The sequence below is a fragment of the Pseudoalteromonas sp. CO109Y genome, assembly GCF_004208935.1.
GTDB classification, from domain to species: domain Bacteria; phylum Pseudomonadota; class Gammaproteobacteria; order Enterobacterales; family Alteromonadaceae; genus Pseudoalteromonas; species Pseudoalteromonas shioyasakiensis.
The window spans coordinates 324,558-338,590 of sequence record NZ_SGPD01000027.1; the positions used below are offsets into that span (position 1 = coordinate 324,558).

General features: G+C 41.1%; 13 protein-coding genes. 6 read left to right on the plus strand and 7 right to left on the minus strand.

Annotated features, from left to right (window positions below):
- Positions 1 to 66 precede the first annotated feature (66 nt).
- Complete coding sequence (locus tag EXT43_RS11290) at positions 67 to 2,592, minus strand: TonB-dependent receptor (protein ID WP_235575475.1); 2,526 nt, start codon at positions 2,590 to 2,592, stop codon at positions 67 to 69.
- 265 nt (positions 2,593 to 2,857) lie between these two features.
- Positions 2,858 to 3,337: an SsrA-binding protein SmpB gene (gene smpB, locus EXT43_RS11295; RefSeq protein WP_054551727.1), complete on the minus strand. Its 480-nt coding sequence runs from the start codon at positions 3,335 to 3,337 to the stop codon at positions 2,858 to 2,860.
- A gap of 133 nt (positions 3,338 to 3,470) precedes the next feature.
- Between smpB and EXT43_RS11300 the strand changes: the two genes are divergently transcribed.
- Complete coding sequence (locus EXT43_RS11300) at positions 3,471 to 3,911, plus strand: type II toxin-antitoxin system RatA family toxin (protein WP_054561884.1); 441 nt, start codon at positions 3,471 to 3,473, stop codon at positions 3,909 to 3,911.
- Positions 3,908 to 4,234, plus strand: coding sequence for an RnfH family protein (locus EXT43_RS11305; protein WP_055197025.1), 327 nt, complete (start codon positions 3,908 to 3,910; stop codon positions 4,232 to 4,234). The genes EXT43_RS11300 and EXT43_RS11305 overlap by 4 nt, the downstream gene beginning before the upstream one ends.
- Positions 4,235 to 4,276: 42 nt before the next feature.
- Here the strand turns inward: EXT43_RS11305 and bamE are convergent, their stop codons facing one another.
- Complete coding sequence (gene bamE, locus EXT43_RS11310; protein WP_130167004.1) at positions 4,277 to 4,639, minus strand: outer membrane protein assembly factor BamE; 363 nt, start codon at positions 4,637 to 4,639, stop codon at positions 4,277 to 4,279.
- A 117-nt stretch (positions 4,640 to 4,756) separates the two neighbouring features.
- Between bamE and EXT43_RS11315 the strand changes: the two genes are divergently transcribed.
- Entirely contained in the window at positions 4,757 to 5,074 is a 318-nt protein-coding gene (locus EXT43_RS11315; protein WP_130167005.1) for a GIY-YIG nuclease family protein, read from the plus strand.
- On the opposite strand, the gene EXT43_RS11320 is transcribed toward EXT43_RS11315, so the two are convergent.
- From EXT43_RS11320 to ilvC, 4 genes are all read right to left on the minus strand, one after another.
- Positions 5,075 to 5,941: a M20/M25/M40 family metallo-hydrolase gene (locus EXT43_RS11320; RefSeq protein WP_165385099.1), complete on the minus strand. Its 867-nt coding sequence runs from the start codon at positions 5,939 to 5,941 to the stop codon at positions 5,075 to 5,077.
- Entirely contained in the window at positions 5,928 to 7,112 is a 1,185-nt protein-coding gene (locus EXT43_RS11325) for a tetratricopeptide repeat protein (protein ID WP_130167007.1), read from the minus strand. Before EXT43_RS11325 ends, EXT43_RS11320 begins: the two co-directional genes overlap by 14 nt.
- 84 nt (positions 7,113 to 7,196) lie before the next feature.
- Entirely contained in the window at positions 7,197 to 9,110 is a 1,914-nt protein-coding gene (locus EXT43_RS11330) for a methyl-accepting chemotaxis protein (protein WP_130167008.1), read from the minus strand.
- Positions 9,111 to 9,254: 144 nt separating this feature from the next.
- On the minus strand, positions 9,255 to 10,727 hold the full coding sequence (gene ilvC / locus EXT43_RS11335) for a ketol-acid reductoisomerase (RefSeq protein ID WP_062564305.1): 1,473 nt from the start codon (positions 10,725 to 10,727) through the stop codon (positions 9,255 to 9,257).
- A gap of 146 nt (positions 10,728 to 10,873) precedes the next feature.
- On the opposite strand from ilvC, the gene ilvY reads away from it, so the two are divergent.
- The 3 genes from ilvY (at position 10,874) to EXT43_RS11350 (ending at position 14,033) form a co-directional block, all read left to right on the plus strand.
- Positions 10,874 to 11,776, plus strand: a complete 903-nt coding sequence (gene ilvY / locus EXT43_RS11340) for an HTH-type transcriptional activator IlvY (RefSeq protein ID WP_063528050.1) — start codon at positions 10,874 to 10,876, stop codon at positions 11,774 to 11,776.
- A gap of 206 nt (positions 11,777 to 11,982) precedes the next feature.
- On the plus strand, positions 11,983 to 13,032 hold the full coding sequence (locus tag EXT43_RS11345) for a GGDEF domain-containing protein (protein ID WP_130167009.1): 1,050 nt from the start codon (positions 11,983 to 11,985) through the stop codon (positions 13,030 to 13,032).
- Between the two features lie 167 nt (positions 13,033 to 13,199).
- Positions 13,200 to 14,033, plus strand: a complete 834-nt coding sequence (locus tag EXT43_RS11350) for a MipA/OmpV family protein (protein ID WP_055197444.1) — start codon at positions 13,200 to 13,202, stop codon at positions 14,031 to 14,033.

A 14,033-nucleotide genomic window follows, 5' to 3' on the forward strand; every position in this document is an offset into this window, starting at 1 on the left:
TAGGCCTTAGTTAAAGAATTAAAAAACCCGCCAATTGGCGGGTTTTTGTTTTTAAGCTCAACGATATTAGTTAAAGCGCATTGTTAGCTTAGTATAGAAATAACGACCACGTGGGTTATGTACGCTTGATACATAGCCATATAAGTCGCCATCACCATCACCGATTGCAAACGGAGGATCTTCATCAAACACGTTATTCACACCCACAGAAAGTTTGATTTTCTCTGAGAAGTTATACGCAGTTTGTAAATCTACTAGCGTTTGTGAATCAACCATACGTGATGTGTTGCTATCAAAGTCTAGATTACCGTCAAAGTCGATATCTGGCGTATCTTCAAACTCGCCAGTGTAACTAACGTTTACATTAGTATTGAAGTCACCCATTTCCCAGTTTGTTGAGAAAATCCAACGGTTTTCAGGGTAACGATACTCGCCAGTGTAATCGCGACCATCTTTCTTAAATTCGTTTTGGTAAGCCCATTCTAAATTGAATTTTAAGAAGCCATAATCGTTCATCGCATGCGTGTAGTTAGCCGATACATCGACACCTGATACTTCTTGTGATGAGACGTTTTCAAAGGTGCTGTAAACTTTTTGGATTACACCTAAACTCTGACCATTTTGTGGCGCTAAACGCACACACACAGTGCTGTTTTGGTCATTACAGTTGTTATCATAGATAGGGCCGAACTCTTGCTCGTCAATCTTATTATCTTGGGTAATGCTCCATACATCGATTCCAAAACCAAATTCAGCGGTTGGTGCCCAAATGAAACCCACATTCCATGACTCTGATTCTTCAGCTTCAAGGTTCGGGTTACCCGCAAATTGAATGTTGTAATCAAGCGCATTACAGTCAAGTCCCGTTGCCTGACAACGGTATGTATCTACAAAGAACTGACTCTCTTCAGATGGACCTAAACCAATTTGTGCCAATGAAGGGGCGCGGAAACCTTGAGCCCACGAACCACGAACAGTGATTGAATCTGTAGGTGCCCAGCGAACAGCTACTTTAGGGTTTGTTGTTGAGCCAAAATCGCTGTAGTCATCGTATCGACCCGCTAACTGCAGTTCTAGGTTATCTGCTAACGGAATTGAAAACTCAATATACGCTGCGTATTGATCGCGTTCTGCAGCGGCTGAGACAGACTCAGTACCAAAGATTAACCCACGTTGAAATTGGTCGTCTGGAATATCGCTTACATCTTCTTCACGGTATTCAATACCAGCAGCCATCATTACTACATCATCGCCAAAGCTAAATGCTTCACCACTGATATTTGCATCAAATGAGGTCATATGAGACTCACCACGGCGCACTAAGCTTGTCGTGATACGGTCAATCACTGCTTGGTCATTATAGGTGCCGCCAAATGGATTATAGTTACCTGCATCGATTTCTTGTTGTAAGAAATCAGTGCGCACCCAACCTTGGCTTCTGTCACCGGTTTGCATTGATTTACTGCGACCTTTTTGAACTGCTGCTTCCCAGCTCCAGTCGCTGATCTCACCTTTTAGGCCTGCAACAAAACGCAGTGTATCTGATTCAATATCCCATTGGCGAGGGCCGGCATCTACGGTTCTGTAGCGACCAATTTCGATATCTTGGCCAAACGGGTTGTTAGGATGGCTTGCTGGCACTGTAAGGCCTGCGTCTTCATCAAGAGGCGTTGGTGCACCTGCAGCTTGCGACGTATTATGTTGTACTGCAACCTCTAAGAAAGCTGAAATGCCATTGTCGAAGTTATATTCAAATTGTGAGATAGCACCGACACGCTCAGATGCTGGGGTTACGTAGCCATACGGGCCGTAGTCAAATAAGCAGCTGCCACTTGCAGTTGCATTTTCTGCCGGGCAGGCTGGATCAATGGTTTTTTCACCATCTACATAGAAGTAGCCCGGGAAACCTCGCGATGAGCGAAAATCCATACCACCGTATGGTTCTTGGTTTGCTGTGCCTAGGCGGCCCATTTCATCAGAAGAGAGCGCTGTGTTGTTAAAGTAATCAATAATAATTGATGCGCTGCTTTTTTCTGTACTGGTACCCCAAACTAGGCTTGCTGTTTTTTCTTCGTAGTTAGGACCGTCAGTGCCACCATATCCAAGGTTTACCTCTAGGCCGTTAATATCTTTTTTTAAGATAATATTAACTACACCTGCAACTGCATCAGAACCATAAATAGCTGATGCGCCATCCTTTAAAATATCGATACGCTCAATCGCAGAGACAGGGATTGAGTTGATATCAACAAACGAATTAGTAATGCTTTCAGCAAAAGCGCTAATAGATACACGACGGCCATTAATAAGTACCAATGTTGCGTCTGAGCCTAAACCACGAAGGCTGACTGCTGCAGCACCATTAGCTGTAGAGTCTTGGTTATTACCGCGAGTAGAGAAAGTACCATTACCTGCAACTGGCATACGTTCTAATAGTTGTTGTAGGTTGTCGTAGCCCATGTTATCGATGTCTGCACGACTGATTGATTGAACCGGTGATGGCCCTTCAATGTCAGAGCGCTTAATGCGAGAACCTGTAACTTCAATACGCTCGACCTTTTCAGCTCCGTCTGACTCTGCAGCAGCTGACATAAAACTTGTGCCTGCTAATGCTGCAACTGTAAATGCATAGAGAGGTCGTTGTATAAAGCGATGGGTGTTCTTCATATATTTCAATCCTTGTATAATTGTGAAAGTGTTGTGAATTAATCACGACAAAGATTGATATCATGTAAATGGTGACGAATGAAATAGCAAAAAAGTATGGGTTTATTAAGGGGTTAAGGTTCTTAAGTAGGGAAAGTCAGGACTGGTAAGGGGTACGAGCCTACCAAAAAGGTTAGGCTCATTTCATAAATTAAGCTTTATGTTTCATCAGGCGTTCTTTTTCACGCGCCCAATCTTTATTTTTTCCGTCTTCACGTTTGTCGTGCATCTTTTTACCTTTAGCAAGGTGGAACTCCAACTTCACCCAGCATTTTTTCCAGTACATTGCAGTCGCGATTAATGAAAAACCTTCGCGTTCTGTAGCACCGATAAGACGATCGATTTCACGCTTATTTAAAAGTAACTTACGATACCTTAAAGGATCGCAAATTACGTGAGTAGAAGCACTGTTGAGAGGCTGAATTTGACTGCCAAGTAAAAATGCTTCGCCGTTTTTAATGTGAATATAAGTCTCAGAGATGTTTACTTTACCAGCTCGGATACTTTTTACTTCCCAGCCCTGTAGTTCAACCCCTGCTTCGAACTTATCGTGTAAAAAATACTCATGACGCGCTTTTTTGTTAAGCGCGATGGTATTACTTGTCGATTTAGATGATTTTTTCTTAGCCATAGTGGCTCATATTATACGTAAAAACAGCGTTTTTACATCGCTTTTTTAAGGCTTTGCAGATATTTTCGTGTTACTAAAATTTGGGGAAATAGCCAAAGCTTGCTAAAATTCGCCGACAAAGTTGGGAGTGAATATGCCGCAAATAGAAAAAAGTGCGCTGGTAATGTACAGCAGCAAAGAAATGTTTGATTTAGTGAATGATGTTGATGCTTATCCAGAGTTTTTACCACATTGCTCAGATGCAAAAATCGTTACACAACAAGCCAGTGGCATGACGGCCAGTTTAGAGATCTCAAAAGCCGGCTTAAAAAAGTGGTTCACTACCGAAAATACCTTTATTGATGAGCAAACTGTTGCACTACGCTTGGTCGACGGCCCATTTAAAAAGCTGCAAGGTAAATGGCACTTTTTACCGCTAGACGATAAAGCATGTAAAGTTCAGCTTCACCTTGAATTTGAATTTGCTAGTAAACTTATTGAGATGGCTTTCGGAAAAGTATTTAACGAAGTCGCTAAGAACATGGTTAATGCATTTACACAACGTGCTAAAACTGTATATGGAGTTCGCCCATGATCACAGTTGAAGTGGTTTTTGCTTTACCAACAACGGCAACCAGTTTGCTGGTAGAAGTACCAGTAGGTACTACAGCTGAGCAAGCGGTGATTAAGTCGGGTATTATTGATAAGTGCCCAGAAATAGACGCAAATAACCTAACGCTTGGGATTTGGAATCGTACTTGTAAACTGCATCAAGAAGTAAAAGATGGCGATCGCATAGAAATCTATCGACCGCTTATTGCTGATCCAAAGGATGCACGCAGACGCCGGGCTGAAAAAGCCAAAGAAGAGGGCCGAGCCAACAAAGTGACGGGCGGTCGTCCTTTAAATAAAGCATAAAAAAGGGTAGCTTAGGCTACCCTTACTTAATTCGAATTAATATTACTCTTGTTCTAAAGGTGTATTAAATTCGCTAGGTTGTTCATAGTCTCCCGACAACGAAACAAGCTTATCGTTTTCGAAGTTAATAGTGAGTGACTTACGTTGCTCGTTATTGCGACCAATGTTGAATACGTACAGGTAGTGCCAGGTATTTTTATCAAATGAGTCTTCAGCTACTGGCTTGCCTAGTACATACAGTACTTGCTCGCGAGTCATATTTACACGTAGCTTATCTACATCTGACTGCTCTAAGAAGTTACCTTGAGGAATGTTGATTCGGTAAACCCAGCTTGAACACCCTGCCGTAGCACTTAAAGTAAGGGTAAGTACTAACCAAAAAGAAAAAGTTTTAAACGACTGCATTATTTGTTTGAATCCTTATTTTTTATACACTGCATGATACCGATTAGTCACAGAAGGTAAAACCCTTTTCAGTAATTGTTTTTACTGAAATGCGATTAACAATCACGAGGCACAGATTTGACCACAGCAAACCCAGAAAGTTTACAGCAGCCTATAAAAAACAACGAAAATTCAGAGGCTCAGTGGCATTTGTATATAGTGCAAACACGTTTAGGTCATTGGTACACTGGGATCAGCACTAACGTTGAAAAGCGTTTTATGCAGCATCAAGCGGGAAAAGGGGCTAAAAACCTCAAAGGCAAAGGGCCTTTAACACTTATCTATCAACAGCAGATAGGTAATCGTAGTGAAGCAACTAAACTTGAAATAAGCGTAAAAAAGCTCAGCAAAGCACAAAAAAGGCAGTTTGTTTTAACCTCTGAACTACCCAAATAGCTAACTTGGAAGCTTTTCAATAAATAGGGCTATCTTCGCCATGGCATATTCGAACAATGTAAAGTCGATGTGCGCCGCTGTGTCAGTGCTTTGATGATGATGTTTATCGTGTCCGATGCCAAAATAAATGTAAGGGATCCCGGCTTTAGCGAATGAATAATGGTCACTTGCTCTGCGCCAATCAACTTTGAGATCAAATAATCGATTCAGCCTCGCTGACGAGCTAGTTGCCATAAAGGTTAGCTGCTCATCAGATAGGGTTTTAATGTCAGTTTGATATTGCGCTAGTGATTGCTTATCTAAAAACGCATAGATACGCGGTTTTCGTGGGTTTACAACGAGCATATCTAAATTAATATTAACTTTGATTTCGTCTTTATTAAGTGTTGATACCAAGTACTCGCTACCATGTAGGCCATTTTCTTCTGCATCGGTTGCAACAAAAACTAATTGATAGGGCTGGGGGCTTTGTGCAAAGTGTTTAGCTAAATAAAGTAAAGCGGCAACGCCGCTGGCATTGTCATTAGCACCAGGATAAAGCCGACTGCCTTTTTGCCCTAGGTGATCATAGTGGGCAGTAAAAATAACTTTTTTACAGTTTTCACAGCGGCTATTTTGGGACGCAATAATGTTCCGTCCTGTAGCCTTGCCAAAGAATCCTGATTGATAAGTAAAACCTTGTTCATTAACCGAATAGCCAAGTGCTACAAAGCGCTCTACTATGAAGTCGGCGGCTAATTTCGCGCCCTTGGTATTCGTTTTTCGTCCAGCAAATTGAGCCGATGTTAGCGTTATGATGTCGTGTTCTAAGTCTGTATTGGCAAATGCTTGCCCAATGCTTATCAGTAAAGCACTAGCGGTAATCAATAAGCTTTGCAGTATGCGAGCGAAGCGCTTGTAATTTACTCTCGTAACGCTGTTTATCATGATCAAAGTCTGCTTTATTGTTAGCCATAGTTAAATACTTTTTAGCCAGCTTTAAGTCACCCAATTGATAGTAGGTTCTCGCTAAACCAAAATCAGTATCATGCAGGGTTGGATTTAAGTCACGGGCTTTTTTGTAGTGCTTTATGGCATCTTGATAACGGGCGGTTGTATAGGCGTCGTTTCCTAAAGAAATATGGTAATAAGGGTTTGCTTGGCGTTTATTATCAAGCTTGGCTAATATAGCTTGACCTTGCTCTTTACGATCGGTCAGGTTATAGAGTCTTGCTAAATTGCCTAATGCGGTGTTGTTGTCTGGATCTAAACGAATCGCGTATTGGTAGGCTGTTTCTGCACTTTGATAGTCATTTGTTAATCTGAATAACACGCCAAGATTACCCCATGCACCTGAGTAGTTGCTATCAATATCAACTGCTGCTTTGTAATAGCTAAAAGCAGTATCATAATCATGTTTTAGCATCGCAGCTGCACCTTTATTGTTATAAAACATTGCTGTGATGCGGGCTTTATTGATGTTGCTAGTTTTAAACGCTTCTTGGCGGCTGTTAGGGTCAAAGTCTATCACTAAAGAGCGCTCTTCTGGGTAAATGACTTTTCTATTTACCACCAGTTTTTGAGCTTCACTTACTTTTAAGTTGATATGGCCTGTGAGTAAATTAAAGCCATTATCAAGTGCCCAATATTCTGGGATATGCACTTTTTGAAATTGTCCTGAAAGGCCAAGGTAGTCAGCAAGGCTATAGGCTAAAATCGATAACGATAAACAGTTGGCGTTTAAATTTGAGTAGGCTTGATTAGCGGTTAAGGTAGCACCAGATTGATAAGATAAAGACGCATCGCCATTTTGCAACAGGAACTTCAGCAAACGTTTAGTGCTTTGCAATGAACGGCTGTCTTTTGGAAAAGCACTATCAAGTTGCTCTTTAACATGTTCACTTAATGCAAAAATCTCTTGTTGAGTTTCAACTGGGGTTTGAGTAAACGTATTACTTTGCGTCAAAGCAAATGGTGGGGGAGCGGTATTATTTTCTGTACTACTACACGCTGTTAATAAGCAAAAGCTTGAGGCTAAAACAATGCTAGATAATTTCATCTGACCCTCTTAATTCACGGCCTAATACCATTTAAGTATAGGCCGTGAATAAAAAAGGGTCAGGGTTAACTGTTACAAAACGTGTCAGCGTTTATCAAACGTCGCAACAAGGTCATCAAGGGTTTGCGCACTGTTCGCTAAGTCTTTGATTGCTTGTTCACTGTCAATTTGTTCACGCATGACGTTGTCACTAATGTCACTTATTTGTTCAATATTGCGACCGACATCTGCCACTACATTACTTTGCTCTTCGGTCGCAGTTGCTATTAAGGTTGCCATATCGTTTATTTCATTGGCAGCATCGTTAATGGCATTAAGTAATTCAACAGAGCTCTGCATTGCATCAACGCTTAATTGAGCTTGTGATTTTGAGTGATTAATATGATTAACCACTAAATCAGAGGTGCTGGTAAGCTCACTGATCATAGTTTGAATTTCAGTTGTTGATTGTGAAGTGCGATTTGCAAGTGCTCTTACTTCATCTGCTACAACAGCAAAGCCTCGGCCGTGCTCACCGGCACGAGCAGATTCAATCGCTGCGTTGAGTGCTAACAAGTTGGTCTGTTCAGAAATACCCCTGATAGAGTCAACAATACTGGCGATAGCTTGCGTTTTATTTGCCAGCTCGTTTACTTGCTCGGTAATATTATCGATATCACATGCCAGCTCTATTATCGCTTCTTTACTTTGCGTTACCTGAGTATGGCTTTGTTCAGTGTTCTGCTTACTATTCTCAGTGAGCTTAGCCGTGTTCGCTGCGCTTGAGGCAATTTCTTGCACTGTCGCACCCATTTCATTAATCGCCGCAGCAACCGAGATAGTTTGCTCTTTTTGATTATCAAGCGCTTCTGAGTTCTTTTGTGCTTGCTGAAACACATGATCAGCGCTTTGTCTGATTTCACTACTCTCTTGAGCTACTTGGCTAATTGCAGTTTCAATCTTAGAGATAAATTGGTTAAAGCCTGCAGATAAGTTAGCAAGTTCTGGCTGCTCAGAGTCAGGAAGTCTATATGCTAAATTAGCATCACCAGAGCCTAAACGGGTGAATAACTCAGCCATTTTCGACAGCGGCGAAGAAAGCGTGCGTGCAAGCACTAAACCAGCAAAACTTGCGATCAGCGCAATCACTATTGCAAAGCTAATAATTTGCCATTGTAAAACTTGAATACTCGAAAACACTTCGTGCTTAGGCACTTGGGCAATAACAAATAAATCGGTGTTTTTAATTGGACTTGCTGCCACTAAGGTTGCTTCTCCGTTGAGAACAATCTCTTGTAAATTGAAGTCGCTTTGTGTTAGCAGAGTACGCGTGATACCCGTTTTATAAACGTCATCCAAATTAGCTTTAGCGACCTTATTTTCGTCTTTATGTAACTGTATGAGGCCGTTTTTATCGGCAACAAATACAAAACCGGTTTCTTCGATTTGGAAGCGCTGCAGCATAGCCTGCATATCGTCAATGCTTTTAGCAAGGCCTGCTAAACCAATGCCGTTGGTTTGCTGGTGGTTTACAAACATTTTCACATCAGTCGGCGACTCTTGATAGATACTGATAGAAAAAGGCTGTGCGGTGTTTGTAAACGCAAAAAACCAACCATCTTGCTCTTGCGTTAAAACGCGCAAGAAGCCGTCTTGGTTCCAATATTGTGCAGTTTCACGATTAGCCCACGAAGCTGTTGCTAAATCGTATTGCTTAACAAGGCGGTTAAGTTCTTTTAGCAGTGTTTTATCATCAGTATTGCCTGAACGCGCCCACTCTAATACAAATTCGTTACTAGAGAGTTGCTCAGCTGCACTGATCATTTGATTTATATCGTGAGTAATATAGTTATCAATTGCTTGAAGTTTGCTAGGTAGCTCAGATTCAATCATTCGTTGTTCGATGATTTGTTTTGCACTGTATATCGCTGTTGCGCCGATTAACGCAGCAACAATGAGGGCAATTGAACTGCCAAGCAGTGTAATTTTTTTAGTAATGGTGAGTTGATTTAACGCCATGAAAGTGTCTTAGTTTACAACATTTAAGTCAGTAATTTTAGCATACACTTTACAGATGACGAATCAATGTAGGGACAAAAAAAAAGCCCAAAGCATATAAGCAATTGGGCTTGGTTTCTAACAAGCGAAACTTACTTTCCAGGGTTAAACAATTTTCTTCATTGCTGACATGTAACCACGTAGCTTGCTACCAATGATTTCAACCGGGTGCTCGCGTAGTGCTTTATTCACGGCAATCAAGGTTTGGTTATCAACTTGGTTGCTAGCACTATCAAGTCCTTTACCAATCACATCAGTGTCGATGTCTTTCATAAAGTCTTGTAGAAGTGGTAAACACGCGTGGTTGTATAAGTAACAGCCATACTCTGCAGTATCTGAAATAGTTCGGTTCATTTCGAAAAGCTTCTTACGAGCAATGGTGTTTGCGATAAGCGGCGTTTCGTGTAGTGATTCATAGTAAGCAGATTCAGCGATGATACCTGCGGCAGTCATGGTTTCGAAAGCAAGCTCAACACCTGCTTTAACCATTGCAACCATTAAAATACCTTGGTCGAAGAATGCTTGCTCGCTGATCTCTTGGTCGGTATTTTGTTGCTTTTCGAATGCAGTTTCAGCTGTTTCTGCGCGCCATGCTAGTAATTTTGCGTCATCTTCAGCCCAGTCAGCCATCATACCGCGAGAGAATTCGCCGCTGATGATATCGTCCATATGCTTGTTATAAAGCGGGCGCATAATTGTTTTAAGCTCTTCACTTAATTCAAATGCTTTCACTTTTGCTGGGTTTGATAAGCGGTCAAGCATGTTAGTTACGCCACCATACTTAAGTGCTTCAGTGATCACTTCCCAACCGTATTGGATTAGTTTTGACGCGTAGCTTGCATCAATGCCTTTTTCGACCATTTTATCGAAGCAAAGTAGTGAACCTGTTTGCAACATGCCACATAGTATAGTTTGCTCACCCATTAAGTCTGATTTAACTTCTGCAATGAATGATGATTTTAGTACACCCGCACGATGACCACCGGTACCTGCTGCATATGCTTTCGCTTGCGCTAAACCATGGCCTTGAGGGTCGTTTTCTGGGTGAACCGCAATTAATGTTGGTACACCAAAGCCACGTTTGTACTCTTCACGTACTTCTGAACCAGGGCACTTAGGTGCAACCATGATTACTGTTAAGTCTTCACGGATTTGCATGCCTTCTTCAACAATGTTGAAGCCGTGTGAATAAGCAAGTGTTGCACCTTGTTTCATTAGCGGCATGATGGCAGTTACAACAGCCGTATGTTGTTTATCAGGCGTTAGGTTTAATACAACATCTGCTGTTGGGATAAGCTCTTCATAAGTGCCTACAGTAAAACCATTTTCAGATGCGTTTAAGAAAGATTGACGACGCTCAGCAATCGCTGATTCACGAAGTGTATAAGAAACATCTAAACCTGAATCACGTAAATTTAAACCTTGGTTAAGGCCTTGTGCGCCACAACCGACAATAACGAGTTTTTTCCCTTTTAAAGCGTCTACACCATCAGCAAACTCTGCTGGGTCCATAAATTCACACTGCGCTAATTGCGCTAACTGCTCTCTTAAAGGAAGAGTATTAAAATAATTCGCCATTGTTAGTGTCCTATAAATACAATTTTGTTAGAAAATCAAAGAACCGACGTGGTGTTCTTTGTATGTATTAACACTATGCAATTTTTTACCTTGCGTAAAATGATATATTTGAATTAAAGTATTTCATAAAATGAAATGGTGGCGATATGGATCACAAACATCTTAATTACTTTTTGGCGTTAGCTAAGACGCTGCACTTTGCCAGAGCCAGTGAGCTTTGCCATATCAGTGCGCCAACTTTGAGCCGCAACATCAAGCAACTTGAAGAAGAAGTTGGGGTAGTGCTGTTTAATCGGGATAATCGCACCGTCAAATTAACTCGCGAGGGTGAGTCATTTATTGAGTACGCTAATGCGACGCTGGCTAACTGGCATCGTTTTAAGGCTAATGTGCAAGAGCCGCAACAGCATGTTTATGGCAATGTCAGTATTTATTGCTCAGTAACCGCCTCTTATAGTTTTTTACACCAAATACTTGAGCAACTGCGAATGCAACATCCATATATTGAAATTACCCTCAATACCGGTGATCCTGCTCTTGCAATAAATCGTGTTTTAGATGGCCATGAAGATATGGCAATTGCTGCAAAACCTATGAAGTTACCGGGGCAAATAGCCTTTACCAGCGTTGGTTACTCACCATTAGTATTGATAGCACCAAAAATAGTGTGCCCGATCAGTGAAAAGCTTTCTGACAATGAACAAATTGATTGGTCAGATTTAGAATTTATTGTTGCTGAGCAGGGGTTATCTAGGCAGCGGCTTGAGCAGTGGTGGCGTAAAAAAAATATCCATGGCCGAATTTATGCGCAGGTTGCTGGCCACGAAGCCATGGTTTCTATGGTGAGCTTAGGTTTAGGCATTGCCATGGTGCCCAAAATTGTACTGGATAACAGCCCACTTAAAGATAAAGTACAAATAGTGAGTGATGCGGAGCAGACTATTGCAGGATTTGAAATTGGTCTAGCTGTTTTAAATAAAGAGCGCCATGATCCGGCACTCAACGCAATTTGGAGTATTGCTCAATCGCTTACTCAGCAAGCAATCTAGCTTAAGAGCTAGTCACTAACACTTTATTGTTAAATATATTATGTTGATACAAATGGCTTAATTTAAATTAATTATTTAGTATTGGTTTTTGTAAAAAATATTCGTGGTTTTTGCTGGTTTTACGTTTGTAAAATCCTTTTTCATTGATTTTTTTAATGGGGTTGATACCGTATTTTAAAATAATAAAACTTTCATGGCCTAGACTCATGATACTTTCAGCGCAAGCCGAACACTCTTTAAGCTACTCGAGCCACTGTCTGAAGCTCGCAATTCCTCTAATGGTTAAGTACAAAATGCCAATTACTCCGCTTAATTATGCGCTTTGGTATTGTTATGTTAGCGAAAAGAACCAAGACTTAAACGAAGAGCTTGATGGTATTATTAAAAAGCACAATACCTGTAGCCATGAGCAGGCAAAGCAGCTTTTCAACAAGTATTTATCTCGGGACGACTTGGCACTATTTTATCAGCTATCTGGCGGCTTTAATGATGTTGTAGGCAGAGTTCACCAAGATATCAATGAAGCACTTAGTTACTCAGCAGATTTTAATGAAGCCCTGCAAGAATGCCGTGACACACTAACTAGTGCAGATATAAGTCAGGAAAGCGGCTTTGATGATGTACTTGATTGTGTAGAGCGCTTAAGTGACGAGTCGGCAGCTTTGCAAAGTCGTGCACAAGATTTTCAAAATCAGCTTGCGCTGGCTTACTCAGAAATTACAGAATTAAAACAAGAGCTTGTTAGGTCACGAAGTAAAGCCGAAAAAGACCCGCTTACTGGGCTATATAACCGCGGTAAATTTGATGAAGATATCACGCGGTTTTGTCAAACCAATGACCTAGCAGAAGTCGCCGTTCTTACTATGGTCGATATCGATCACTTTAAACAGTTTAACGACACCTTTGGCCATCAAAAAGGGGATCAAGTTTTGCGTGCAGTTTCGGCAAAACTACTTAAACATGTATCTAGTGTTGGTCAGGCCTATCGTTATGGTGGTGAAGAGTTTTGCTTCACCGCACAGTTTGCCAGTATTAGTGACATGACTAACTTCACTCAGCAATTACGTCAAGCTGTAACCAAATTACAAATTAAAGACCCTAAATCTAATAAGGTGTTAAGCCAAGTCACTGCTAGCTTTGGTATTGCTATAAAAGCTAAAAATAGTAATCCAGAACAACTCATAGCAAAAGCCGATAAAGCACTCTATTTAGCCAAAGAGCATGGCCGAAATCGTATCGAAATCGTCGAAGAGTAACAAACTTAACCGATATATGTATCAAATTTGTGAATAGTTGTAACCTTGCAACGACAGTTTGTTCACATCTTGATATTATGCTCTTATTGCAAAACCCCTTTGGTCGTAAAATAACAATGAAATCTCAAACGATCAGGATGTGCGCAGCGGTTTGTGTCTTGATAGGCATGCTAGTAAGTCAAGCAAGCGCCGATGACTCAACGCGCACTGAACGTGAAAGCCGTGTGGCAAATCAACAGATCGATACCCAGCAGTGGCACCTAAGTATTAATACGGGAGCTGGGGTGATCACGAACCCACTTCATGGTGGTGATAACTTACCATTAATTGTGCTGCCTGAAATCGCTTTTTATGGTGAAAAATGGTTCTTTGATAATGGCCGTTTAGGTTATTCATTCCAAGAAAGCGATACTCATGTTGTTAATTTCGTTACCGAGTTCAACCCTGAGACTCGTTTTTTTATTGATTTTCACCCAAGCAATGTTTTTGCACTGCAAACATCGAATAGCTTTATTGTTGAATCGACCACCAGTAATGAACTGGCAGAAAAGTCGGTATCGACAAACGATATTAAAAAGAGACGATGGGCATTAGATGCTGGCTTAAGCTATCACTATATTCATAATAATCATGTGATTTCTTTACAGGCACTAGCCGATGTTTCAGGTGTATATAAAGGTCTTCGTAGTGCATTACAATGGCAGTCACATCACCGAATAGGAAACCTATCTGTCGCACCTAGCTTAGGGGTTTGGTACAAATCAGCCAGACTAAATGATTATTTTTATGGTTTATCGGCTAAAGAGTCCTCATATGGGGAAATAGATGTTGGCAGTAGTTGGCAACCTTATGCTAAAATCGACGCCCGTTGGCCCCTGAGTGAGGCTAACTCTCTTCGTTTTCATTTAGCATATTATGACTACTCAGCCGTGGATGACAGTCCGCTTTTTGAACACACGTACTCGATGACTGCATTTATAGGATTCAATCATATTTTTTAA

Coding starts and splice junctions, on each gene's coding strand:
- EXT43_RS11290 (WP_235575475.1), bottom strand. CDS start 2,592: ATGTCAGCTGCTGCAGAGTCAGACGGAGCTGAAAAGGTCGAGCGTATT.
- smpB (WP_054551727.1), bottom strand. CDS start 3,337: ATGGCTAAGAAAAAATCATCTAAATCGACAAGTAATACCATCGCGCTT.
- EXT43_RS11300 (WP_054561884.1), top strand. CDS start 3,471: ATGCCGCAAATAGAAAAAAGTGCGCTGGTAATGTACAGCAGCAAAGAA.
- EXT43_RS11305 (WP_055197025.1), top strand. CDS start 3,908: ATGATCACAGTTGAAGTGGTTTTTGCTTTACCAACAACGGCAACCAGT.
- bamE (WP_130167004.1), bottom strand. CDS start 4,639: ATGCAGTCGTTTAAAACTTTTTCTTTTTGGTTAGTACTTACCCTTACT.
- EXT43_RS11325 (WP_130167007.1), bottom strand. CDS start 7,112: ATGAAATTATCTAGCATTGTTTTAGCCTCAAGCTTTTGCTTATTAACA.
- EXT43_RS11330 (WP_130167008.1), bottom strand. CDS start 9,110: ATGGCGTTAAATCAACTCACCATTACTAAAAAAATTACACTGCTTGGC.
- ilvC (WP_062564305.1), bottom strand. CDS start 10,727: ATGGCGAATTATTTTAATACTCTTCCTTTAAGAGAGCAGTTAGCGCAA.
- ilvY (WP_063528050.1), top strand. CDS start 10,874: ATGGATCACAAACATCTTAATTACTTTTTGGCGTTAGCTAAGACGCTG.
- EXT43_RS11345 (WP_130167009.1), top strand. CDS start 11,983: ATGATACTTTCAGCGCAAGCCGAACACTCTTTAAGCTACTCGAGCCAC.
- EXT43_RS11350 (WP_055197444.1), top strand. CDS start 13,200: ATGCTAGTAAGTCAAGCAAGCGCCGATGACTCAACGCGCACTGAACGT.